Annotated in this window: 17 protein-coding genes; 6 read left to right on the plus strand and 11 right to left on the minus strand. The window is 47.8% G+C overall.

Annotated features, from left to right (window positions below):
* Positions 1-185: 185 nt before the first annotated feature.
* Positions 186-3227, minus strand: a complete 3042-nt coding sequence (locus HQ865_RS15055; protein WP_173415683.1) for a GH92 family glycosyl hydrolase — start codon at positions 3225-3227, stop codon at positions 186-188.
* Positions 3228-3506: 279 nt separating this feature from the next.
* Between HQ865_RS15055 and HQ865_RS15060 the strand changes: the two genes are divergently transcribed.
* Entirely contained in the window at positions 3507-3704 is a 198-nt protein-coding gene (locus HQ865_RS15060; protein ID WP_173415684.1) for a hypothetical protein, read from the plus strand.
* Positions 3705-3966: 262 nt separating this feature from the next.
* On the opposite strand, the gene HQ865_RS15065 is transcribed toward HQ865_RS15060, so the two are convergent.
* From HQ865_RS15065 to HQ865_RS15075, 3 genes are read right to left on the minus strand one after another with little or no spacing between them, the layout of a single operon-like run.
* On the minus strand, positions 3967-7104 hold the full coding sequence (locus tag HQ865_RS15065; RefSeq protein WP_173415685.1) for an efflux RND transporter permease subunit: 3138 nt from the start codon (positions 7102-7104) through the stop codon (positions 3967-3969).
* 59 nt (positions 7105-7163) lie between these two features.
* Positions 7164-8261, minus strand: coding sequence for an efflux RND transporter periplasmic adaptor subunit (locus tag HQ865_RS15070; RefSeq protein WP_173415686.1), 1098 nt, complete (start codon positions 8259-8261; stop codon positions 7164-7166).
* Positions 8262-8292: 31 nt separating this feature from the next.
* The gene (locus HQ865_RS15075) at positions 8293-9573 is read right to left on the minus strand and encodes a TolC family protein (protein WP_173415687.1); all 1281 of its coding nucleotides are present in this window, start codon (positions 9571-9573) and stop codon (positions 8293-8295) included.
* Between the two features lie 596 nt (positions 9574-10169).
* Here HQ865_RS15075 and HQ865_RS15080 point away from each other — a divergent pair.
* Positions 10170-11180 (plus strand): ABC transporter ATP-binding protein, encoded by a 1011-nt coding sequence (locus HQ865_RS15080; protein ID WP_173415688.1) that lies wholly within the window; start codon positions 10170-10172, stop codon positions 11178-11180.
* A 114-nt stretch (positions 11181-11294) separates the two neighbouring features.
* Here HQ865_RS15080 and HQ865_RS15085 read toward each other — a convergent pair whose 3' ends face one another.
* The 4 genes from HQ865_RS15085 to HQ865_RS15100 form a co-directional block, all read right to left on the minus strand.
* Positions 11295-13619, minus strand: a complete 2325-nt coding sequence (locus HQ865_RS15085) for a PAS domain S-box protein (RefSeq protein WP_173415689.1) — start codon at positions 13617-13619, stop codon at positions 11295-11297.
* Between the two features lie 144 nt (positions 13620-13763).
* Positions 13764-14870, minus strand: a complete 1107-nt coding sequence (locus HQ865_RS15090; RefSeq protein ID WP_173415690.1) for an efflux RND transporter periplasmic adaptor subunit — start codon at positions 14868-14870, stop codon at positions 13764-13766.
* The gene (locus HQ865_RS15095) at positions 14860-18108 is read right to left on the minus strand and encodes an efflux RND transporter permease subunit (RefSeq protein WP_173415691.1); all 3249 of its coding nucleotides are present in this window, start codon (positions 18106-18108) and stop codon (positions 14860-14862) included. Before HQ865_RS15095 ends, HQ865_RS15090 begins: the two co-directional genes overlap by 11 nt.
* A 22-nt stretch (positions 18109-18130) precedes the next feature.
* Positions 18131-19444 (minus strand): TolC family protein, encoded by a 1314-nt coding sequence (locus HQ865_RS15100; protein ID WP_237073477.1) that lies wholly within the window; start codon positions 19442-19444, stop codon positions 18131-18133.
* 214 nt (positions 19445-19658) lie between these two features.
* Here HQ865_RS15100 and HQ865_RS15105 point away from each other — a divergent pair, with 214 nt between their 5' ends.
* The 4 genes from HQ865_RS15105 (at position 19659) to HQ865_RS15120 (ending at position 23203) form a co-directional block, all read left to right on the plus strand.
* Complete coding sequence (locus tag HQ865_RS15105) at positions 19659-20567, plus strand: LysR family transcriptional regulator (protein ID WP_173415693.1); 909 nt, start codon at positions 19659-19661, stop codon at positions 20565-20567.
* Positions 20568-20611: 44 nt separating this feature from the next.
* Entirely contained in the window at positions 20612-21259 is a 648-nt protein-coding gene (locus HQ865_RS15110) for an ankyrin repeat domain-containing protein (RefSeq protein ID WP_173415694.1), read from the plus strand.
* A 91-nt stretch (positions 21260-21350) separates the two neighbouring features.
* Entirely contained in the window at positions 21351-22940 is a 1590-nt protein-coding gene (locus HQ865_RS15115; protein ID WP_173415695.1) for a serine hydrolase domain-containing protein, read from the plus strand.
* Between the two features lie 26 nt (positions 22941-22966).
* Positions 22967-23203 (plus strand): hypothetical protein, encoded by a 237-nt coding sequence (locus HQ865_RS15120; RefSeq protein WP_173415696.1) that lies wholly within the window; start codon positions 22967-22969, stop codon positions 23201-23203.
* A 214-nt stretch (positions 23204-23417) separates the two neighbouring features.
* Here HQ865_RS15120 and HQ865_RS15125 read toward each other — a convergent pair whose 3' ends face one another.
* The 3 genes from HQ865_RS15125 to HQ865_RS15135 all read right to left on the minus strand — a co-directional run bounded on the left by HQ865_RS15125 (position 23418) and on the right by HQ865_RS15135 (position 24609).
* Positions 23418-23711, minus strand: a complete 294-nt coding sequence (locus tag HQ865_RS15125; RefSeq protein ID WP_173415697.1) for an RNA recognition motif domain-containing protein — start codon at positions 23709-23711, stop codon at positions 23418-23420.
* A 176-nt stretch (positions 23712-23887) separates the two neighbouring features.
* Positions 23888-24109 carry a hypothetical protein gene (locus tag HQ865_RS15130; protein WP_173415698.1) on the minus strand — a complete coding sequence of 74 codons (222 nt, stop codon included), beginning with the start codon at positions 24107-24109 and terminating at the stop codon, positions 23888-23890.
* Between the two features lie 287 nt (positions 24110-24396).
* Positions 24397-24609 carry a hypothetical protein gene (locus HQ865_RS15135; protein ID WP_173415699.1) on the minus strand — a complete coding sequence of 71 codons (213 nt, stop codon included), beginning with the start codon at positions 24607-24609 and terminating at the stop codon, positions 24397-24399.
* Positions 24610-24648 lie beyond the last annotated feature (39 nt).

Genomic DNA, 24648 nt, shown 5'->3' on the forward strand with positions numbered 1-24648 from the left:
TCTCATAGGCAGGTCCTCGTTGCTTGTCCTATGGGATTGCCGCGCTATCGCTCGCAATGACAAGCTGTTTTAGTTTTAAATTAAGCGTGGACGCTTAATTAGGAGTTGCGGCAAGCGTAGACGCTTGCCGCGGCGGTTTTCAGCCAATGACTAATGACAGTGCAGCGAATGACTAATGACCAAGCTTACTCCACCACTATCTCATCAGCAAAAATGTACGATGGGCTGCCTTTACTTTCATGCCAGTCGGGCAGCGGACCGTATTGCTTAGCGATAAGCCTTATATACCGGGCTTTTGTATTCAACTGGCCTACAAAGTTTTGGATGCTGATATTTTCGTCCTTAATATCGGTTTTGGTTTCCACCTTAACCACATCGCGATAGGTCTTGCCATCGTCCGATACCTGGTACTGCACATATTTAGGGAACACGATCCATGAGCGCGAATCTTGCAAGGTATTCAGGCTTACTTGCTTAACCTGCTTCACTTCGCCCAGGTCAAGTATGGCCACCAGGTCCTTGCCCTGGTAACCCTGCCAGTTGCCTAAACGCCAGTTGGTGCTGCCATGCAAACCATCGATCAGGGCATCTTGTCCCTCGGCCGGGTAGTTGGGCAGGTATTTGTTGATCAGCGTCAGCTTTACATCGCCCTTGGTTTTGGTGAACGTGCCTGAGTTGACCATGCTGCTTTTATCATCTTTAACCGCGATGGCTTTGATAGTAGTGGTAGCGTTAACGCTTATCGGTGCGGTAAATAGTGTGGAGCTTGTTGTCGGCGTTGAACCATCAAGCGTATAATATAGCTTAGCGCCTTCGTTTCCGCTGGTAATTTCCACGGTAGTTTTATCCTTAAATGTGCGCGCGCCGTTGATAAAGTAAGGATTAGATACGATAAGGTTATCGGTGATCTTCGACGTTGGCTTTTCCAGTTCCTGCATAAACAGGCGGTTAGGTAGCCGGCCGGCAAGATACTCAAACTCGCCGCCTTTGTTCACATCGTCGTAATCGAGATAGAGCTTATTATAAGGCTTCTTATTCAGGTTCATACCCTGCAGGTAGAAATTGTTTTGCGATACGGCCGTATTGGTGATGGTGAACTTTTTGCCATTCTCCAGGCTGATCACAGCTTTATCAAACTGTGGCAAGCCAATATTATATTGTTGCTGACCGGGAGCCACATTATAAATGCCAAGGGCACTCATCACATACCAGGCCGACATTTGCCCGCAATCCTCGTTTCCGGCTAAACCATCGGGACCGTCCTTATACTCCTCCTTCATAATCTTGCTTAGATATAGTTGGGTCTTGCTCGGATCATCGGTAAAATTATAAAGGTAGGCCATGTGATGACTAGGTTCGTTACCGTGGGCGTACTGGCCGATCAAGCCAGTAATATCCGCCTGTTCGCGGCCACTCAGTTTACTGGTGGTGGTAAACAGTTCATCAAGTTTGGCTTCAAACTTTTCTTTGCCGCCCATTTTTGCCATCAGGGTCTCCTCATCATGCGGAACAAGGAAGGCGTATTGCCAGGCATTGCCCTCGGTATAGTTGTTGTTTACCTCGGTAGGCTCGAATGGCAGGTACCAGCCACCGTTTACACGGGCCTGCATAAAGCCGTTTTGGTTGTTGTACTGATTTTTCCAGTATTGCGCCCGCTGGATGTATTCTACGTAATCCTGCTGTTTGCCCAGCATTTTGGCAAATTGGGCTATGCACCAGTCATCGTAAGCGTATTCTAAGGTTTTAGATACCGATTCGTGCTCGTCGTCGGCCAAAACTACGCCGTTCCTACGATATGAGTCTAAGCCAAATTGATCGCGGTTAACAGCCGCCTTCATGGCGCGCAGGGCCTTATCAGTATTAAAATCACGGATGCCTTTGGCGTAGGCATCTACTATCACCGGGATGCTGTGGTTGCCCACCATGCAATACGTTTCCGATGATCCTACCGGCCAGATAGGTAGCAAGCCGCCGTCATCATACATCGCTAAAAAGGTTTTGATAAAATCCAGTGTGCGCTTTTTATCTATCAGGCTTAGCAGCGGATGCTCGGCCCGGTAGGTATCCCAAAGGCTGAAAATGGTATAATAATTAAAGCCGTTGGCGGTATGCACCTTTTGATCCATCCCGCGGTATTGCCCATCCACATCGTTATAAATATTGGGGGCCAACATGCTGTGGTAAAGCGCGGTGTAAAATATACTGCGCTTGATCTTACCGTAATCTATAAATACCGGCTTTACTCTTTGGTTTGGGTTGGCATTATAGCCGCCGTACGGGTTATATCCATTATATGCATTCTGCATGTTCTGTACCGATTGCGGCACGGGCGGCGCACCACCCTCCACCTGTATCTTGGCGAGTTCGTTCACCCATTGATCGTGCGCGGCTTTTTGCACCTTCTTAAAGTCGAAGTCCGGAACCTCGGTATCCAGGTTCTTCAAAGCGCCATCGGCACTTACCGACGAGATCCCCACCTTGCTGATCACCTCGCCGGGATTATCAAACACCAGGATCATCTTTACGTTTTTGCCTTCAACCTTGCTTTTGCCCTCCTGCGGCTTATCATTCAACGCTATGCTGTAGCTTTTGAACGGACGGTTGAATTTGGCGTAGAAGTATACATACTGATCGCGCGCCCATGAGCGGGAGCGGCGAAAGCCCCTAACCTCATGGTTACTGATCATCTCCACCCACGATTCGATCACGTTATCGCGATGTTTCAGATCGATCAAAATATTAGCCTGCTGCGTGCTTGGGTAACTATAGCGATGAACACCAACCCTTGTAGTAGCAGTCAGTTCTACCCCGATGTTGTATTTATCCAGCCGGGTTTTATAATAACCGGGCTGTCCGCTCTCGTTCTTCTTTTTAAACGGAGAGCGATATTCAGTGTTCAACCATTGCGGATCACCTGTGGTAGGCATAAACAGGATATCGCAATAATCGGCAATGCCGGTACCGCTCAGGTGTGTATGCGAGAAGCCATAAACTAACGAATCGGTATAATGATAACCCGAGCAGCCGTCCCAGCCCTCTAATCTTGTATCGGGGCTTAGCTGCACCATTCCAAATGGAACAGCAGCACCCGGGTACGTATGGCCATGGCCGCCCGTACCTAAAAAAACATTAACACTTGGGGTATTATCTACCTTTTTTTGTGCCGATGCATTCAGGCTTAAACACCCAACTGCCACCGGTAAAATATAACGGAGTAAAGACTTCATCAATAAGCTTTTTTGAACTTGATAATAAACGCAAATTAAGGGTTTAATGTTGTTTTTGATAATTGTTTTTTAGGTTAACCACAGAGAGCACGGAGGTTTGCACAGAGGACACAGAGATTTGCTTTTATAATTACTTATTGAACTTTGCCTCTGTGCCCTCTGTGCAAACCTCTGTGTTCTCTGTGGTCAAAAATCGCCACCTGTAACCTTTCACTCATATTCACATCTAAAACAAAACATCAATCGTTATATTTGTTATACACCTATACCCCAATTATTATGGACAAAAGAGACACAAGCATAGTTTATGGCATATTGGGCATATATGCCATCATGATCAGTTGGTATTATAACCACTCTATTATCCTGGCGCTCATCAGTTATTTGTTATGGCCGGTTTATTTGATCTACGAAATGCTGATCGGACATCTGGCGCACGGCCTGTGGCGGGAGATACCGCTATCGTACTTTAAGTAACCTTAAAATTAAAGCGGCACCCATACAGGTGCCGCTTTTGGTTATATATGAATAGGGGATCATATTTTTGTGATGGCAGAAGCCATCAGTTATTTATCTGCATATCGGGTTACTCACCCGGTCTACGCTTCGCTAAACCACCCTCTCTTCGCCTGCGGCGGAAAGAGGGGAATTGATTGATCGACCACACCTCCTGCCCTCTTTTCGCGCAGCGAAGAGAGGGCCGACGAGCGAAGTAACGTCGGGGTGAGTCAACTCCCGATTACGAACTCACCGCTCCGATCCGCTTCAACAACTTCCTGTTCTCACGACGATGGATCAGCTTGTAAACCATCGCGTAAATAACCGGCAGTATCAGCAGGGTTAGGATGGTTGATGTTACCAAACCACCAATTACCACTACGGCTAAAGGTTTTTGCGTTTCGCTGCCGATGCCTGTAGATATCGCTGCCGGCATCAGGCCGATGGCGGCCATCAGGGCGGTCATTACCACCGGGCGTACGCGGGATATCACACCTTCTATAATGGCTTCATCCAAATGCTTGCCGGCTTCCAGGTTTTTGCGGAACACCGATACCAGGATCACACCGTTTTGGATACAAACCCCAAACAGCGCGATGAAACCGATACCTGCGGATATACTAAAGTTGATACCCGTAATATGCAAGGCCAGGATACCACCGATCAACGCGAACGGTACGTTCAGGATAACCAGTGTGGCATCCTTTACATTACCAAATGTTACAAACAGGATCAGGAAGATGACCAATAAGCAGATCGGCACCACGTGCGCCAGCGTAGCCGACGCGCGGGTTTGGTTCTCGAACTCGCCTGCCCATGTAATGCTATAACCCTGGTCGAGGTGGACCATACGGGCTACCTTGGCTTGGGCCTCGGCAATGGTACTACCCAAATCACGGCCACGGTTACTGAATTTTACGGCGATGTGGCGGGTATTATTATCACGATAAATAAACGCCGGACCGGTAATGGTTTTAATATCGGCTATCTCCTTAATGGCAATCTTCGATCCATTAAGCGTTGGCACCATCAGGTTTTCAATCTTATCCTGTGTATCGCGGAAATCCTTCTGGTAACGCACCCGGATATCGAAGCGGCGCTCGCCCTCATATAGTTCGGTGGCGGCCTTACCACCGATGGCCATCTCAATAACAGCGTTTGCATCGGCCGTGGCTACGCCATACAGGGCCATCTTGCGCTGATCCAGTTCTATCCTGAATTCGGGCTGGCCAAGGTTGCGCAGTACGCCTAAATCGTCCACACCTTTAACGGTCTTCAGCACCCGCAATACCTCGTCGGCTTTTTCATCCAGCACCTTAAAATCAGGACCGAAGATCTTCACCGCCAGGGCCGCGTTCACACCGGCTACCGCTTCCTCTACGTTATCACGTATCGGCTGCGAGTAGTTGAATACCGCACCGGGAATTTTGGTCAACTGCGCGTCCATCTGATCGATCAGCTCGTCCTCGGTTAGGCCTTTTGGCCATTCCTTTTTGTTCTTTAAGTCAACCTGGATCTGCACATCGAAGAAGCCCTTAGGGTCGGTACCGTCGTTGGTGCGGCCTACCTGTGCCAGTGTTTGCTTTACCTCGGGGAATTTTTCCAGTATCTGCATCATTTTCTGGTTGATGCTTTCGGCCTCCGGCAGCGATACGCTCATCGGCAATTCGGCCTCTACCCAAAGGGCGCCTTCATTCAGGTCGGGCAGGAACTCGGTACCCAGGAATTTGGCCGAGAAGAACGTTACTGCCATAAACGCTACCGCTATCAGCAGGCTTAGCTTTTGATTACGATAGGTAAAGCCAAACATCCTGCGGATACCGTTCTCAAAGAACAGCACTACCGGATTATGCTTCTCTCTAACATTCTTTTTCAGCAGGATGCTTGATAAGGCGGGCACCAGGGTCAAAGTGAAGATCAGCGCACCCAGCAAGGCAAACCCTAAGGTATAAGCCAGCGGCGAGAACATTTTACCCTCCACCTTTTGGAAAGCGAAGATGGGGATCAAACAAGTGATAATGATCAGCTTGGAGAAGAAGATGGCCTTGCCCATTTCGGCGCCGACGTTCTTAAACAGGCCCAGTTTGGCCAATTTGTTGAACTTCTCCATACCAACTTCATGCGCCCGGTGATCGAGCGCCACAAAGATGCCCTCCACCATCACCACGGCGCCATCTATAATGATACCAAAATCCACCGCGCCCATACTGAGCAGGTTGGCGCTCATGCCCTTTATGCGCATACAAATAAAGGCAAACAGCAGCGCCAGCGGAATGATGATGGCCACCGTTAAGGTAGTACGCCAGTCGGCCATGAACAGGAACACGATCACCGTTACCAGCACGATACCTTCCAGCAGGTTATGGATCACAGTTTCGGTACAAAAATCCATCAGGTTGGTACGGTCGTAAAAGGTATCTATCTTCACATCCTTGGGCAGCACATTATTGTTCAGGTCGGCCACCTTGGCGCGTACCCTTTCCAGTACTTCGGCAGGGTTTTCGCCTTTACGCATTACGATAATGCCCTCAATCACGTCCTTTTGCTTATCGCGGCTAACTTGTCCCAAACGCGGCAGACCGGCTTCGTGCACGTCTGCCACGTCCTTAGCCAGGATAGGCACATTGTTTACGTTTTTGATGATGATGTTCCTGATTTCGTCCACGTTACCGATCAAACCAATGCCACGTACCACGTAAGCCTGGTCATTCTTCTCGATCACGTCGCCGCCTACGTTAATGTTACTGCGGTTAATGGCCGTAAAAACATCAAGCGATGTCAAATTATACTTTTGCAGCAGCGCCGGGTTCACACTTACCTCGTAATCTTTTTCCTCGCCGCCAAAGCTATTCACGTCGGCAACGCCGGGAACGGATTTAAACTGGCGGTCCAGGATCCAATCCTGTATAGCGGTCAATTCGTGCAGCGATTTGGTCTTACTTTTCAGCGTATAACGATATATCTCACCAGTTGGACCGTAAGGTGGCTCTATCTCGGGCTTTACGCCATCGGGCAGATCGGCATTGGCCAGGCGGCTTAATACCTGCTGGCGTGCAAAGGCATCGTCCACGTCATCGTCAAAAATGATACGGGTGTATGATAAACCGAAAGCCGAAGTGGTACGCAGGTTCGATTTTTTCTGCACCGAGTTCAGCACCGTTTCAATAGGGATGGTAATAAACTTCTCCACCTCTTCGGCGCTGCGGCCGGGCCACTGGGCAATGATGATGATCTGCGTGTTGGTTACGTCGGGGAAGGTCTCGATGGGCGTATTGGTATAACTCCATACCCCTATCACCACCAAAATAGCGGTCATAAAGAACACAAAGTAGCGGTGCCTCAGCGAGAAGTATATGATATTTTTAATGAACTTGTTCATTGGTTGGTCATTAGTCAGTGGTCATTAGTAATTAGTATTTTTTGGGTAATTCCCACTTCTTAATCAGCTGTAAGCGCATCGTAAAGCAGCAACTGGTTTTTAGAGATCACCTTGTCGCCGGGTTTCAGGCCGCTGGCTATGTAGGTTATGTCATCCACTGTTTTTATTACGCTTACTTCGCGTACCTTCAGGTCGCATTTATCGTTATAAACCACTACATAGTTCTTGCTGCTATCAAAAACAATGGCTTTGGCCGGTACCGATACTGATTGCTGCTGTTCGCTATTGGTGATCACCACGTTGGTGAACATCTCCGGCTTCAACAGCATATCCGGGTTCGGCAGGGCGATCTTGATCTTCATCACCTTATTATCAGGGTCTAATACCGAACTGATCTCGTTCACCTTACCCATAAATACTTTGCCGGGATAGGCGATGGTGGTTACTTTGGCGGTGTAACCAACTTTTACTTTGGCGATGTCTGATTCGAACACATTAGCCCAGATCCATACATCCTTCATATTGCTGATGGTGAACATGCTGCCATTGTTATCGTTGCGGATAAAGCTGCCGGCAGTGATATTTTTCTCGATGATATAACCGCTCTGCGGGGCTTTGATGGTTAGCATGCCGTTTTCATCAGTATGGCCGCCACCGTTAATGGCAATGGCCGATTTCACTTTGCGGTTGGCCGCTACGGCCTTGTTGTAGTTCTCTTTCGCTTCGGTATAATCGCGCTCGCTGCTGATGCCGTTCTTGTACAGGTATTCGGCCTGGTCAAGCTGGCGTTTGGCTACGGCAACGTCCGAATTGGTCGACGACAGGTCGGTATAGTTACCGGCCACGTCGGCGCTGCGCATTATCGCCAGGGTCTGTCCCGCGCTTACCTTATCGCCCAGCGATACTTTTACCTCTACCACCTGCCCGCTGCTGAAGGGGAATACTTTTACCACATTGTTATCATCCGAACTTACTTCGCCCGATAGGGTCAGTTCATTTTTGATAGTGGATAGTTTGGCGGTATCTATGGTAACCATTTTGCTTAGCGAGTCGCTGATGCAAACCTGCTTGCTGGCGTTATCTTCCTGTTTCTTTTCGTGGCAGGCGCTAAGGCTTATTACCGCGGCTACACCGGCCATCAATATTTCTTTTTTCATTCTAATTTGGTATTATCAGTGTTTTGATTGATCAGGGTTTAATTATGGTAGTGCCGGTGGCATAATTCAGATCGGCGATGGACTTTTGCAGGTTATACTGTTGCTGTAAGATCTTCAGCTTGGTATCCTTATAGGTATCAAAAAAGTCAACGAACTCGATCAGGCCGATCTGCCTTTCCTTAAAGCTTTTCAGCATGCTGTTAAACAGTTTATCGTATTGCTCGTTAAAAGCCGTTTGCTGGGTACTGAACAATTGCTGGTTCAGTTTATATTGATTTACAGCCGATACCACATCGTTCTTCAAATGGCTTTCGTTGTCGCGCAGCGTGGCTTCCTGGCTCATCATATTATACTTGGCCGACTTGATATTGCCCTGGTTGCGGTTAAAAAATGGCAACGGCAAACCTATTTGCAGGCCGTAGTAATTCTGCGCGTAGCTGCTGTTCTTATCATAGGCTACCCCCACGGTTATATCGGGCGAGGCCATGGCTTTTTGCAGGGTGAGGTTATGCGTGGCCGATTCCAGCTGGTACTGGTTACCCAGGTAATCGGCGCGGTTGGCTTTGGCCTGCGCGATCAAGGCCTGCGGGTCAAGCATTACGTTCTTATCAGGTGTAGTATTGATAACAGGTACTACAAAAGCGGTCTCTTTAGTTTGCAGCAAGGTTTTCAATTCGGTTTGCAGGTCATTGATCTGCTTGCTGTTCTCTATCATATCGTTCTGCAAGCCGAACAGCAGGGCTTTTAACCTGATGAGGTCTTTCATCGAGGTATTACCTACATCGAATGATTTTTGGATAGCGTTCACCAGGTTAGTGGCCGATTCGATCTCGTTTTGATAAACCTTAGCCTGGTCTATTAGGGTAGCCAACTGGCTGAAATCCAGCTGCAGGTTATAGCGCAGGTTGCGCATCAGATCGTTAAAGGCGGCTTCCTGAACTTTGGCGTCGTCCTTAGCTACCTGTACTTGTTTACCACGCTTGCCCGCGGTTTGGAACACCTGGCTCAATTGTACAAACACCTGCCCCAGGCCGTCCGCGCTGTTATGATAAAAGAATTTCTTGCTCCCGCCGTCGTAAATGTTCTGATCGGTACTTAAGGTGGGGTTGTCCCAAAGTTTGGCCTGGTCTACCAGTGCTTTTTGGGCTTCTATATTATATTTCTGTGCCAGCAAGGCCAGGTTGTTTTGCAGGAATTGCTTTTCGGCATCCTGGAAGTTCATTCGCAGGGTGTCGGTTTGGGCCTGGGCACCTTTTGAAAAGGCAATAGCAAGCACACAGAATATCCCTATTCTAAATTTTTGTTTTAGCATGAGTTTAACCAATTCTATACGCTACAAAAATTCATAATCAGTATGAAGTTTCTATGAAGTGGGCACCTCACCATGCCTCTCCAAAATAGAGGGTTCTAAAAATGCCAACATCTGCTCCGGTGCCTGTGTCCTCACAGGCAACTTACATCATTCGTTTTACAGGTATTTGTACAGCCGTTCAAGATAAACCTGATAGTAGTGGAAACCCCGGAGCGTGTAAGGGTTTGCGCAGCAGACAAAGCGAGGAGTTGGAACGAATAGCAGGAACAAACTTTAAAATATAGCAATGGCCTTGCTTTTCAAATCTGTCTGAACCCTGATTAAGCAGATTCACACGATTACAGGATTTGCACGGGCAATGACCTAATGACAGCGCAGTGAAATGACTAATGACCAATGACTAAATGGGCGTTGCCTGCGGCCCGGGCTATCCGTTCCAAGTCCTCGCTTTGCCTGTGCGCAAACCCTTACACGCTCCGGGCTTTCCTCTCCTATCCAACGCGGAACAGCGCAACACCAAAAAATCACATCCCGTTTCCATACGCCAATGATATTTTATAGTTTAGGCATGTGAACATTGCACCCGCCGACAAGCCATGAAGGATGAACTGATAATTGAGACCATTAACATTACCAAGAATTTTTTTGGTAATAAATCGTCGGGCGTTAATAATATTACGCTGTTTATTCCGCGGGGTAAAATAACCGGCATTGTAGGCGAAAGCGGCAGCGGTAAAACCACCCTGCTCAACCTGTTATCGGGCAAAATGGTACCCGATTCCGGCGATGTGTTTTTTCACCAGGAGCTGTTGCCCGACCGTGAGAACGCCCGGCAGGAGGTACACCGCCACATTAAATTCCTGACGCAGGACCACTACGAAATGGACCTGAACGCCACCGTTTGGGAAAACGTAAAAGCCGGGTTAAGTGATAAAGACCTGCATTACGAAACCAAAAAAGTAACCGAAGCGCTGAGCAGTTGGAGCATCCAGCACCTTCACGACCAGATTTTTAGTAAACTAAGCGGCGGCGAAAAGCAACGTGTTACCATCGCCAAGGCGCTCATCAGTACACCTGAAGTATTATTGTTAGATGAGCCTTTTAACCAGGTTGATGCCCGTTTTCGGGAGGGCCTGCAGCAGGATATCCGCACCATTGTTACCAAAATGGGCATTACTGCTATCCTGGTATCGCACGATCCGGCCGAACTACTCTCCATGGCCGATCAACTGATCGTGATAAAAGAGGGCGAGATAGTAGAAAGCGGCAACCCGTTTGAACTTTACGAGGAACCCAAACTACTTTACACCGCACTGATACTGGCCAGTTGTACCCAGCTAAGCCCGGCGCAGGCCAGGGTTTGCGGCATTACATCGCGCCGCGGCAGTGTAGTTGTTTATGCCGAAGATGTAAAGGTGAGCAAGGGTATTGCCAACAGCTGGCTAATAAGCCGGATATTTTTTAAAGGCATTTACGAGGAGCTGATTGTAGAATACAAGCAGGTAAGCGTCCGCGTGCTGAATATGGCTAAGGGTAAATATAAAGTGGGCGATAAGGTGAGCATCAGCATCCGCAAGTATCACGAGTTTGGGAAGTGGGCAAGGTAAAACGCTCCCGTCATTGCGAGGTACGAAGCAATCTCTAAGCTATGCTCAGGACTTTGCAAAGCCGCCCCCTGTATGTAGAGATTGCTTCGTACCTCAATCACGGAATGATAATTATCACAACGGCAGCGTAAAATAAAACGTAGAACCCACCCCCTTTTCGCTTTCGGCCCAAATGCGGCCATCATGACGATGGATGATCTCGGCGCTGAGGTACAGGCCTATTCCAAAACCTGAAATATTGCGGGTGTGTTCGCTGTTTACCCGGTAATACCTGTCGAACAGGTGCGGCATATCGTTGGGTTTAATGCCCATGCCTTCATCCTTTACACTTACCTGCACTTCGTTACCTATAACTTCGGCACTCACAGTTACCAGTTTGCCCTTAGGCGAATATTTTACCGCGTTTGAGAGCAAGTTGGATATTACCGACCCTATCTTATCCGGATCGGCATCAACCTTCAAATCACCCTGGGGTTCAAAAACAAAAGTATGCGACGCGACGGTCAGTTTAATTTCACCGATCATTTCATCAATCAGAGCGTTCAGTTCAAACGGGCGTTTTTCTATTTGTAATTTACCCGATTCCAGCCTTGATATATTCAGGAAGCCATTGATCATGCTGCTCATTTTACGCACCTGAGTGTTGGCTTTTTCTAATGCCGATGGAACAAAGGCGTCTTCATTATTGTGCAGCTTCATATTCAACACCTGGATCAGGGCCGAAAGCGAAGTTAAGGGCGTTTTCAACTCGTGGCTGGCCATCCCAATAAAATCGTTCTTGCGTTGTTCGTCCAGCTTTTGCTCAGAAATATCCCGGGCAATTTTCGATATCCCAATTACCGCGCCCGAAGCATCGTGGATAGGCGAAATGGTTAGCGATACATCTATCTGCCGGCCATCGCTGGTTAAACGTTTGGTTTCAAAATGATCCACCCGCTCACCATTCCGCAGTTTCGAGAGGATCACCGGTTCTTCGTCCTGCCGCTCTTCGGGTATCAGTTTCAGTATCGATTGCCCTACCATTTCTGCTTCCGTATAGCCAAACATACGCTGGGCGCCGCGGTTCCAGCTGGTGATAATACCCTCCAGCGATTTACTCAATATCGCATCGTCTGATGATTCCACTATCGATGCCAGTTTGGCGCTGCGTTCTTCGGCACCCTTCATATCCGATATATCCTGCGCTATTACCAGGCCGGCATAAACTTCGTTGTCATCATCAAACAGTGGCACAAAATCTACCTGGTAATCATATCCGTCATAGTCCTTGCGTTCCACCCTGATCTGTTCACCGGTAAACATGCGGTCGTACAGGGGTTTACTGGCCTCATAACGTTCGGGGGGCGACACATCTTTTACCACTTTGCCTACCAAATTATTTTCCTGGAAGCCAAATCGTTCCAGCAGGTCGCCTTCGGCGGCTAAAAGTTTATGATCCTTGTCTACCACCAATATCAGCGAACCAGGGATATTCCCGGCAATGGTGCTAAAAAGTTTTTCACTTTTTTCAATAACGCGCTTACTATCGGCCAGTGCCTCGTTGGTCGATAACAATTCTTCGTTCATCGCTGTCAGTTCTTCGTTCAGCGCCTGGGTGTCCTCTTCGCTGTCGGCCAGGGCACGGGTGCGTTCGGCCACTTTTTGCTCAAGCGAGTCGTTCAGGCTTTGCAATTCCTCGCGGGCTTCTACCAGTTCCTCGTTTATAGCAATCAATTCTTCATTACCCGCACTTATTTCTTCGTTGGCAGCGGTCAGTTCTTCGTTTATGGCGGCGGTTTCCTGTTGCTGCAACAGCAGGTCATTATTCAGGCGGTCCTTTTCGCGCACATCGGCCATCACCCTAAAATAGGATACTACGGCTATGATCATCGCCACAGCAAGCGCCACAATGATAAATATAGGAGTAAGTGTAGTAAAGGTTTGAAAACGGCCGGTACGCTCCTTCAACAGCGCCTGTTCTGCTTTTTCAGCACGATCTACCGCGGTGCGCAGTTCGTCCATAGCGGCCTTACCGGCATAAAAATCGTTATCGTTCATCACATCGCCTCTATCGCGCTTTTCTATCATGGCTTGCAGGATAGACATACGCTGAACCATCACATCGCGCACATGACCTATATTACGCTGTTGGTCCGCATTGTCAGTTGTGTGTTTTTGAGCTTCATCCACCAGTTTCAGTGCCTCGCGGGGGGCACCGTTATATGGCGTCAAAAACTCTTTACGCCCGGTAAGCAAGTAACCGCGCTGCCCGGTTTCGGCGTCCTTCATCAGCGACAGAGCTTTCTCCAGTTTTTGGATCACCATAGCGCTACGCGACATAGAATGGTTGCTATCAAGCAAGCTAACCACCGTTTTGTAGGATACCACCCCTACCAGTAATAACATAGCAATAGAAAACCCATACCCGATTTGCAGGTTACGGTTAAACTTTCGGTCCATAGGTTGACGAAGTGTTAATTTAGCGAACAGTTTAAAGTTAATGATTTAACTAAAAATTTGTTTTAAGAAAACACAAAATACGTATAAATACCAAAGCCCCGGAGTTTCCCTCCGGGGCTTTGTAGGTAAATAAACGAGGGCACTTTACTTCTTATCGTTTACATCCTGTCCATCTCGGATCTCGTCGTTGGCATTTTTCACTAATATATCGCCGGGTTTCAGATCGCCGTAAACTTCTACTTTATCGCCGGCCTGCAGGCCCTTTTGCACGTTTACCCATTCGGCTTTGTGGTTAACCACACGTATCACAAATACTTTTTCGGTTGATATGGCCAGCGCGGTCTTCGGGATCACAAAGGCGCTGTCGCGGCCGGGCAGTGGCAGGTTTACTTCGGCATACATACCGGGCAGCAGTTTTTTATTATTGTTCTGCACATCCATTTCTAAACGCTCTGAGCGCAGTTTTTCATCCAGCGCGCCGGCTAAACGGGCCACTTTGGCTTTAAAGGTTTGATTAGGCAACGAACGTACGGTAAAACTCACCTCGTCTTTAGTGCTCAGGCCACCGGTTGATGATTCGGGGATAGATATCACCAAACGCAGTTTGTTTTGCTGCTGCAATACCAGCAGCGGGCCGCCTTTGCCGGATGGACCAACGTAGGCGCCCAGGTTTACATTACGGGCACTGATCACGCCATCAAACGGCGCGCGGATCTCTAAATAATTGCGATTTGCAGTTACCTCTTCCGATGCTGATTTAGCCGCCTCTACGTTAGCATAGTCGGCGTTTTTGCGGGCCTCGGCCTGGTCAAGGTCGTTTTGCGAAACCGTTCCTGGTGTTTTGCTGGTATTCAGCAAACGCTCGTAATTGGCTTTACTGGCCAGGTAAATAGCCTGCTGCTGCGCGATGCGCGATTTAGCCGCCGACAGTTGCGAGTTGATCTCGGGCGCTTCAAGGCTTACCAATAACTGGCCGGCCTGCACCTGCGAGCCAACGTCAACCAGCATTTTCTTAACGTAGCTGTTTACCTTGGCGTATAATTCCACCTGCTGATAAGCGGTCAGTTCGCCCGGTACCTGAAGGCTGGTGCTTAGTTTGCCTTTTTCGGCCGTAATGGTCTCAATAACCGCCGGCGCTGCCGATGCACTGTCCGCGGCTTCGGCTTTTTCTTTTTTGCCCGAACCGCAGGACGATAATATGGTAAGGGCTGCTGCCAGCGCTAATACAGTTGTGATATGTTTATTTTTCATGATGATGCAGGGGTATATAAAATTTACTGTCTTTATCTTCCGGATCTAAGGATACCGATTGGGTGGAGGCATTGCCCTGTACCCAGGCAAATACCAATGGTAAAATTAACAAAGCGGCAAAGGTTGATGCCAGCAGGCCGCCAATAACCGCGCGGCCTAAGGGCGATGTCTGGTCGCCACCCTCGCCCAGGCCTGATGCCATGGGTATCATACCAACGATCATGGCCACACTGGTCATCAGGATGGGGCGCAAACGCAGGGCAGCCGCTTCGCGGGCTGACTGTAGGGCATTGCCATTATGCTTGCGTAGTTCTTCTGCATTGGTGATCAGCAGCACCGAGTTGGCGATGGACACCCCTACCGACATGATCATACCCATGTACGATTGAAGGTTGAGCGTAGCGCCCGTTAATCTTAACAATACTAACGAACCCAGCAGTACTGCGGGAACCGTGGACAATACCACCAGCGATACTTTGAACGACTGGAAATTAGCCGCCAGCATCAGGAAGATCACCACAACCGCTACTAACAGGCCGTTCTGCAAACTATCCAGTGTATCGGTTAACGTACTGGTTAAACCGCGTGTATAAACATTTAACCCACGTGGTAATTCACCAAGGCTTTTAATGGCCTTTTGCACATCGTTATTGGCGGTGCCCAGGTCCATCTTATTCAGGTTGGCGGTAACGGTGAGGATAGGCAACGAACCGATATCGTCATTCTCGCCGTTGGTGATACCCTCTTTAATATCAGCCACATCACCTAAAACCGGGCGCGGATTATTACTTAGCAAAGGTATCTCGCTGATATTCGACTTGCTGGCCATCTGATATTCGGGCACTTCTACCTGTACGCTGTAGCTCAGGCCCACCTTCGGGTCTATCCAAACGTTCTTTTCGGTAAAACGCGATGACGAGGTAGACGCGGTTAATGAACGCGAGATCTCGCTCACCCCTACCCCTAACTGCGCGGCACGGATCCTGTCGATATTGATATTGATGGCCGGGTAGTTGATGGATTGCCCCAACTGCACATCGCGCAGGTATGGGATCTTTTTTAGTTTATCCATCACCTTATAAGCATAGGCGGCGTTCTGCTTTTTGTTTTTGCTGCCGATAACCACCTCTACCGGTGTCGGCGAACCCTGGCTCAGGATCTTGTCGGTCAACTCAATTGGCTCGAACGACATATTTACCTGCGGCATTTTCTTTTTTACTTCGGCACGGATCTTTTCCTTCAGGTCGTCAAGGTCTACCTTATAATCCTCTTTAAGATTTACCTGTAAAACCGCTTCCTGCGGACCGGCCATGAAAAGATAGATAGGACTGGTTGAGAATTGCCCCGGGTGCTGCCCCACCATCGCCGATGTGATCTCGATGTTTTCCTTACCGACGATCCCTTCCAGTACTTTAATCGTGTTCAGCGTCATGATCTCAGTACGCTCCAAACGTGTACCATCCGGCGCGCGCAAACGCACCTGGAATGTACCCGAGTTTACCTTAGGCAATACATCGCGGCCAATAGTGGTAATCAGCAATGCCACCACGGCGATAGCGCCCAATACATAAACTGCTACAATAGCTTTACGGTTTGGCAGCATCCTATCCATAAAGCGCATATACCGCTGCCTGAAACGATCGAACTTGCTGATCTTGCCATCGGCACCAACTTCGGGGTGTTCAACCAAAATCTTCTTCTGGTCCCAGGTATCATCTTCTTCCTGTGCCACGGCTTCGTTAAGGTAGTTGGCATGCTCGTGCTTATTGACCATGATCCAGTTGGCCATTATCGGCACAAAGGTTTGCGCCAGCAGGTACGATATGATCATGGAGAACCCGATAGCTAAAGCCAGTGGCAGGAACAGCGCGCCGGGGATACCCTTCATGGTGAAGGCCGGGGCAAATACCGCCAGGATACAAAACAGGATCAACAATTTAGGAAAGGCGATCTCCTTACAGGCATCCCAAATGGCCAGGGCCTTGGGCTTACCCATATCAAAGTGCTGGTGTATATTCTCTATCGTCACCGTCGATTCATCCACCAAAATACCTACTGCCAGCGAAAGGCCGCTTAGGGTCATGATATTGATGGTTTGATGGAACAGGTTCAAAAACAAGATACCCGATATGATAGAGATAGGTATGGTGATGATCACGATCAAGGCACCACGCCTGTCGCCCAAAAACAACAGAACCATCAAGCCGGTTAATATCGCGCCGATAGCACCCTCGCTTACCAAACTTTTTACCGAATTAATTACGTAAACAGATTGATCGAACACGTACGAGATCTTCACATCCTCGGGTAGCAGGGCCTGAAATTTGGGGATATTCTTTTTCAGGTTTTGCACCACCTCCCAGGTCGACGCGTCGGCCGATTTGGTGATGGGCAGGTAAACCGAACGCTTGCCGTTAACCAGCGCGAAGCTGGTGGTGATATCGGCACCATCTTCTATAGTAGCTACATCGCGCATAAATACGGTTTGCACGCCATTTTTATATAAAGGGATATCGCCAAAATCGGCAATATTTTTTACGCCCGTGTTGGTTGGTGTTAGGTAGTTGTAATCGCCAATGCGTACGTTACCCGCCGGCGATGTCTGGTTGTTATCGCGAAGGGCTGCCACTAACTGATCGGGTGTTAGGTTGTGCGAACGTAACAGTTCGGGGTCGGCTTTGATCAGGATACTGCGCACGTTGCCACCAAATGGCGCGGGCGATATCAAACCTGGAATAGAACTGAACGAACTGCGTACGTAAACGTTAGCCATGTCCATCAATTCGTTGTTGGTGCGCTTGCTGCTGCTTAATACCAGCTGCCCTACCGGCAGCGTTGAAGCATCGAACCGGATAATGAACGGCGGTTGCGAGCCGTTGGGGAAAATAGCCTGGGCCCTGTTGCTAAAGGTCGACACCTCCGCTGCCGCCTGCGCCATGTTGGTGCCTTCGTAAAAAGTAAGTTTTAATAGCGTTAAACCCTGGATGTTACGGGTCTCGATGCTTTTTACACCTGATACGTACAGCAGTAAGTTAACATACTGCCGCCCAAAGTACGACTCCATCTGATCGGGCGTGAAACCACCGTAAGGGTGCGAAATATAAATAACCGGAAGGTTAAGGTCCGGAAAAATGTCGATCTTAATTGTACGGACAGCGCCTATCCCGAAGAAGAACAGACCAGCCACAATAACCAGTATGGTTATGGGTTTCTGCAATGCGCCTTTTATCATTCCCATGTTTTATTCCTGCTGCTTATTGTTAAAAATTATTGATAAAGATGCCAAAATCGCCGGTGGCGGCAGCCTTGTACAGCATGGCCTGCCACACATTGTTATAAGCAATGTCGCGGTCCGTTTCGGCACGGTTAAGGGTAAACAGCGCCGTGGTAACATCTACAATGTTTGACAAGCCGTTTTTATATAGCGTATTTTTTTGCAGGTAGGCATCGCCGGCGGCTTTTACCTGTACCGGCGCTTCCCGGTAGTTTTTCATAGCGTTGCTGATGCGGCTTTCGGCCAGGCTTTGCTGAGCGATCAATCGTTGACTTACCACATCGTACTCATCCTTATATTGCAGCGAAGTATACTTTTGTGATTGTACCTGGTATTTCACCCGTAGCGGGTTGGTCAGGTTCCAGATCATCCCTACCCCGAACAGGTAATTGTAGCGGGTTGGATCGACACCGGCACCATAGCTATGGGTATAATCGCTGGTGTTGGTGCCGTAATCATACTTAAAGCCCGATCCGCGGCCCTGCATCACCCCAAATAAACTAAAGGTTGGATACGAGAAGGTTTTATAGTATTTAGCCTGCTCATCGCTTACGCCAATGCGGTTTTCGTAAAATTTAAGTAAGGGATGGTTTTGCACCGCAAGCGCCGCTGCCTGATTAACCGATTTTGGTGCCGAGCTTACAAAAATGCTATCGAGCGCGAAGGGCTGCGCCGGGATACCCAGGTATTGCGCCAGTATATTGGCTTGCTCCTGTTCTACATCCTGCGCACGGGTCAACGCTATTTTAGCGTTAGATACCTCGGCATTGGCCAACGAGCTATCCACACCGGCATTCAGGCCGTTCTTTACGCGGGCAACCACCACGCGGGTAAGTTCCTGCGCGCGGGCCAGGTTATTCTCCTGCGATTTGGTCAATCGCTGAGCAGCCAGCAAATTAAGATAAGCGCCTGCCACACGCACTTCGTGCTGAAATTGTTCCTGCACCAGATCGGTTTCGTTCAGGTTTACTACTGATTGCTGCACTTTGATCTTTTCCTTAGCGCGGCCAAAAGTGAAAAAATCCCAGTTGATGTTGCCCAGGTACAAGGCCCCAAAGGCCGAGTTCCAGTTCTGGTTGTTCAGTGCCGGGCCTGATGCTGCCGAGTTTAAGCCGCGGTAGCCGTAAAGCGGGCCGTTCTGTCCGTTAATAGTTCCGTAATCCTGCTGTGCCGAAATGTTCAGATCGGGCAGGTACTCTGATTTTGTTTCCTTTAAGTATGCTTTTGAAGCATTTAGCTGGCTGGCTTTGGCTTTTATGGTGCCATAATTATCTAAGGCTGTTTGTATAGCCTCTTTCATGGTGAGCACTTTTTGCCCGTGGGCATTAAAAGCAAAAAAACAACCCGCTAAAACTAAAAAAACACAGAATGAATGTTTTTTCATGTAGGGGTAGTGTAGAAAGTACGCGGCAAATGTAAATGTATGCAATGCATGAAAAAAATGAATTATTTTTGTAGATACTATTAGTTTATTTCATGATATGACAAATACGTCAGTAAACCATTAACCGGCTATGAATATCGCGCTGCACCATTTCCGTTTGGTTGATACCATTAACAAAGAAGGTACCCTTACCAAAGCCGCCGAAAGCCTGCACCTTACCCAATCGGCCCTGAGCCATCAACTGAAAGAACTGGAACGTGAAATGGGGGTCGAGGTTTTTCAACGCCAAGGTAAGCGTTTATTACTTTCCGAACAAGGCGACCGCTTTTTGCAGAGCGCCAAGAAGATCCTGGCCGAGATCCGGTCGCTGGAGGAAGATATCAGTAACTTTAAAAACGGGCAGGTGGGTAAACTGAGTATCAGCATGCAAAGCTATACTTCGTACCATTGGCTGCCAGCCATTATTAAGGATTTCCGCAGCCGCTGGCCCGATATCAATATCCAGATAGTAGCCGAAGCCACCCAGCGCCCGCTGGAATATCTGTTGCGGGGTGATATTGATCTGGGTATAGTCCGCACCCAAATGGTGAATACGCTGATACAGTATGAAAAGGTTTTTGAAGACCAACTGGTGGCCGTCATGTCGGCTGATCATCCGCTGGCGAAAAAAGAAGTTATTGATTTCACCGATTTCCACGATGAGGAAGTGATACTGGCCATCTACGATCCATCGTACCAGGATACCCCCCTTTTTGATGCCATGATGAAGGAACTGCAGGTAAAACCCCGCCACTGGCACCGCATCCATTATACCGATGCCGCTATGGATATGGTAGCTGCCAATTTAGGTGTGGCGGTGATGAGTGATATGGTAATTAAACCCTACCTGCAAACACGCAACATTGTAAGCCGACCGTTGCCAGATATTATAGCGCCGCGTACCTGGTATGCGGCTACTAAACAGCAAACGCCTGCTTTGCAGAATTTTTTGTGCTGTATGAAGGGGTATTTTCAGACTTGTTGTGGAAAATCTTTATAACCACTGTGGTTAATTCTCCATCACAATTTCGTAATATTGAATTAATGAACACCGAACTACTGGAAGAATACATAGCCGCTAATAACTTAAATGGCATTAACACCTTGTTAAGTGAACACCCGGCGCTGGCTAAGGCGCAAACCAGTCATGGGGTTTCGCCGCTGATGTTATCGTGTTATTTTAGGAAGCCGGATGTATCTGCCCTGTTGCTGAAGTATGTAGACGAGGTGAACTTGTTTGAAGCCGCGGCCGTGGGTAAGTTTGATGTGGTGGCTTATATTATCGGTAACCACCCCGATTCGGTTGATGACTTTGCGCCCGATGGATTTACACCGTTGGGGCTGGCCTGCTATTTTGGCCAGGCCGAGGTGGCGCGCTACCTGATCATGAAAGGAGCCGATGTTAACCTGCCATCAAACAATGGTTTCCATGTGTTCCCTATCCACTCGGCTGTAGCTGGTAATTATGCCGATATCACCCGCGCGCTGGTTAATGCCGGGGCACAGGTTAACGTTAAACAACAGGCCGGCGCTACTCCCCTGCATTCGGCCGCGCAAAATGGCAATGCCGATATCCTGATCCTGCTATTGGAACATGGTGCCGAAGTGAACATCCGTATGGAAGGTGGCAAAACCGCGGCCGATATGGCTAAGGAAAAGGGCTTTGATGAGATAGCGGATATCTTGAGTTAGTCATTGGTCATTAAGGAATTTCTTTTCGTTTTATTTGTTTGGGTTGAAGACTTAAAAACAGTTCCTTTGCCTGTACCTCAATCTCTTCATCATGAAATTTAGAAAGATACCCCTTCTTTGCATATCGCTGCTGCTTTTGGTTGGCGGTGCTTATGCGCAAAGCTTCAATACTGCCAAAATGGATAGTCTGTTGGATGCAGTGAATGCCAATAATAAGGGCATGGGCAGCTTGGCCATCACACATAATGGTAAAATTGTTTACCGGCATGCTATCGGCTATGCCGCATATCCCGAGAAGATCCAGGCTACGCCTGAAACCAAGTATCGTATCGGTTCCATCAGCAAAATGTTTACTACCTGCCTTATCTTTCAATTGGTAGAGGAAGGTAAGCTTACGCTGGATACCAAACTGGCTGCCTTTTATCCGCAGTTGCCCAATGCATCTAAAATTACTATCGGTATGATGCTACAACACCGTAGTGGTTTGCATAACTTTACTAATGATGCTGCTTATCTTTCTTATATGACCCAGCCTAAAACTCATGATGAAATGCTGGCCATCATCGCGAAGCAAACATCCGACTTTGAGCCTGACAGCAAGGCCGATTACAGCAATACCAATTTTGTGCTGCTGGGATACATTGCCGAAAAGATCACTAAAACACCATATCCAGAGCTGGTGAAGAAGCGCGTGGTGGATAAGATAGGTTTAAAGGATACTTATTATGGCGGCAAGATCAACACCGCTGATCATGAGGCGCACTCTTACAAGGCAGGTGCACCATGGATAAGTGAGACCCAAACCGATATGAGCATCCCGGGCGGCGCCGGTGCAATGGTATCCACCGCGACAGATCTCGACCATTTTATCGAGGCATTGTTTGCCGGGAAGATCATCAACAAGGAGCATGTCGCCATGATGCAAACCATAAAGGAGGGCTTTGGCATGGGAATGTTCCGCTATCCAGTTATTGGTAAAACGGGCTTCGGCCATACGGGCGGCATAGATGGTTTTGGTTCGCAGGTGATCTATTTCCCGGCTGATGAAATGGCGATATGCTATATCCACAATGCCGACGCGGGCGCTGGCGCCGAGATCATCCAGGGGGCTATCGGTATTTATTTTAACAAACCATACGCTATCCCCAATTTTAAAACCGCCAATATTAAAAGCGAGGACCTGGACAAATTCCTGGGCGAATATGCCAGTCCGGGATTCCCGCTGGTTATTGCGGTAAGCAAAAACGGCAATACCTTAACCGCGCAGGCTACCGGGCAGGGCGCCTTCCCGTTGACGGCAATCTCGTCGACAGTATTTGAATTTACAGCCGCAAATATTGTGATGGAGTTTGACGCAACTAAAAAGCAAATGACCCTGAAGCAAAGCGGCCATACCACCTTATTCACCAAAAAGGAGGCCGACATTAAGCTAAGCAGCACCGATCTGGATAAATACCTCGGCGTATATGCCAGTCCGGGAGTGCCATTAAAGATAACTGTAACCAAAGATAATACCACACTGATGCTACAGGCTACCGGGCAAGGTTCGTTCCCGGTTACACCAATCGGCGTAAATTTATTTGAGTTTACAAAGGCAGGTATTATTGCAGAATTTGACCCGGCAAAAAAACAATTGGTTTTGAAACAAGCCGGTCGCAACACTATATTTACAAAGGAATAATTTAACAGGGACAATTAAATTAAGAAATGAAGGCAGAAAAGACCATTATGGTAACCGGCAGGGAATACCAGCATATAAAAGAATACTTAGAAACTCACGACGCGTATAATTACCGGACGGGGAACGAATTTGACCCACAGATAGTTAAGGTAACCGAGATATACCTGGATACCGACCCCGACTTTACCCGCAACCCCAAACAATTTGCCCGCATAAACGATGATCTGCACGTGCAGGTGAAAATTGTTTATGAGGAAGAGTGATCCATCTTTATACTCAACTTGTCATTTAGATAGAGCAGCGATGGAATTGAGCGGGCGTACGAAAGAGAGATCTTGTACGCGTGATAAGTTTCTCCTCACGCAACCGCACTCCCAACCGCATGGTTCGTTCGAAATGACAAACTTTTAATTGCACAAAAAAAGCCGGACGGTGCCGGCTTAATATTTAGAAAAATAAAATAATAGCTAAACAGGTTTAAAACCTGGGTTTGCGGCCATTGCCACCGCCGCCGTTGCTTGGGCGGGGGCCCTTGTCGTCGGCAATGTTAACACGGATAATGTTGTCATAATAACGTTGTCCGTTCATGTATTTAATGGCTTCCTTGGCTTCATCCTCGTTCACCATTTCAACAAAACCAAAGCCTTTGCTTTGCTTTGTTTGATGATCTTTAATAATGCGGAGCGATTTTACCGGCCCGAAATCACTAAAAACCTCTGTTAATTCCCCTTCTCCAACTTGCAGGGGCAGTCCTGAAATAAATACCTTCATTAAATAATCTGAAATTGTTTTTTGATGGCACAAAGATACAAAATCGCTCGCCGGGAATTGTAGTAGAAAGGTAAAGAAGCTGTGAAGTTTATGAGTTCATGGCTAATAGTTCATTGTTCATGGCAACTTCTATAACGTCAGATCGCTATGAACTATGAACCATTAGCTATGAACCACTAACCGAACACCGTCTTCCACAATGCAGCCACTTCGCGCTTAACCGATTGCGGACAGCGCTCCTTAAAACGGATGGCGGGGCGGGTATCCTCTTCATCCATAATTATGGGATGTGCCGGGTGCATTACCGTAAAGTAGTTGGCCATATCCAATTTTTTTTCGTGGCTGGTATGATGCACCAGCGTACCAAATTGGGTAAGTTTTTTATAAAAGGCGTTCATAAATAACAGTGCTTTTATCCATCAATAAAACAACAATAAAATAACGGATAGTTAAATTTATTGTTCAGTATGATAACGCACTATTTACCAACAAGATATCTACATAAAAAGCATCAATATTAACATGATGTTAACAGGATGTGTTAACAAAACATATTGTTTATAAACAACTTATCAAAAGATTCAAAAATTAGGCTGGCAAGCACCAAATGCATTTTCGGGGTTATAAAGCTACCTATAATTAACCCAAACGAAAAGGAAAATTTTGAATAATTAACACCCCACAATTAAATTTTGATGATCTTATTATTGCCCCGCTTATCATCGTCATCATACGGTTTAGGGATCGATTTTACGATGCCGATAAGCGTATGTGTGATGGCGCCCATGGCGCCGATGCCAAATTTAACAAAGGGCTTCATCACGCTCAGGTCGTAGTGGTGATGTTCGGACAGGTTTGCTTTACCTTTATTTAGTTTTTTTATATCGCGCAATGCCATACTTTGTTCTTTTATTAATGTAATATATAATTACAAGCC

It is taken from the genome of Mucilaginibacter mali, assembly GCF_013283875.1.
In the GTDB taxonomy this organism is placed as follows: domain Bacteria; phylum Bacteroidota; class Bacteroidia; order Sphingobacteriales; family Sphingobacteriaceae; genus Mucilaginibacter; species Mucilaginibacter mali.

What these genes read in the sequence shown, in the direction of transcription:
- HQ865_RS15055 (WP_173415683.1), bottom strand. Translation starts at nt 3,227, where the DNA reads ATGAAGTCTTTACTCCGTTATATTTTACCGGTGGCAGTTGGGTGTTTA.
- HQ865_RS15060 (WP_173415684.1), top strand. Translation starts at nt 3,507, where the DNA reads ATGGACAAAAGAGACACAAGCATAGTTTATGGCATATTGGGCATATAT.
- HQ865_RS15065 (WP_173415685.1), bottom strand. Translation starts at nt 7,104, where the DNA reads ATGAACAAGTTCATTAAAAATATCATATACTTCTCGCTGAGGCACCGC.
- HQ865_RS15070 (WP_173415686.1), bottom strand. Translation starts at nt 8,261, where the DNA reads ATGAAAAAAGAAATATTGATGGCCGGTGTAGCCGCGGTAATAAGCCTT.
- HQ865_RS15075 (WP_173415687.1), bottom strand. Translation starts at nt 9,573, where the DNA reads ATGCTAAAACAAAAATTTAGAATAGGGATATTCTGTGTGCTTGCTATT.
- HQ865_RS15080 (WP_173415688.1), top strand. Translation starts at nt 10,170, where the DNA reads ATGAAGGATGAACTGATAATTGAGACCATTAACATTACCAAGAATTTT.
- HQ865_RS15085 (WP_173415689.1), bottom strand. Translation starts at nt 13,619, where the DNA reads ATGGACCGAAAGTTTAACCGTAACCTGCAAATCGGGTATGGGTTTTCT.
- HQ865_RS15090 (WP_173415690.1), bottom strand. Translation starts at nt 14,870, where the DNA reads ATGAAAAATAAACATATCACAACTGTATTAGCGCTGGCAGCAGCCCTT.
- HQ865_RS15095 (WP_173415691.1), bottom strand. Translation starts at nt 18,108, where the DNA reads ATGGGAATGATAAAAGGCGCATTGCAGAAACCCATAACCATACTGGTT.
- HQ865_RS15100 (WP_237073477.1), bottom strand. Translation starts at nt 19,444, where the DNA reads ATGAAAGAGGCTATACAAACAGCCTTAGATAATTATGGCACCATAAAA.
- HQ865_RS15105 (WP_173415693.1), top strand. Translation starts at nt 19,659, where the DNA reads ATGAATATCGCGCTGCACCATTTCCGTTTGGTTGATACCATTAACAAA.
- HQ865_RS15110 (WP_173415694.1), top strand. Translation starts at nt 20,612, where the DNA reads ATGAACACCGAACTACTGGAAGAATACATAGCCGCTAATAACTTAAAT.
- HQ865_RS15115 (WP_173415695.1), top strand. Translation starts at nt 21,351, where the DNA reads ATGAAATTTAGAAAGATACCCCTTCTTTGCATATCGCTGCTGCTTTTG.
- HQ865_RS15120 (WP_173415696.1), top strand. Translation starts at nt 22,967, where the DNA reads ATGAAGGCAGAAAAGACCATTATGGTAACCGGCAGGGAATACCAGCAT.
- HQ865_RS15125 (WP_173415697.1), bottom strand. Translation starts at nt 23,711, where the DNA reads ATGAAGGTATTTATTTCAGGACTGCCCCTGCAAGTTGGAGAAGGGGAA.
- HQ865_RS15130 (WP_173415698.1), bottom strand. Translation starts at nt 24,109, where the DNA reads ATGAACGCCTTTTATAAAAAACTTACCCAATTTGGTACGCTGGTGCAT.
- HQ865_RS15135 (WP_173415699.1), bottom strand. Translation starts at nt 24,609, where the DNA reads ATGGCATTGCGCGATATAAAAAAACTAAATAAAGGTAAAGCAAACCTG.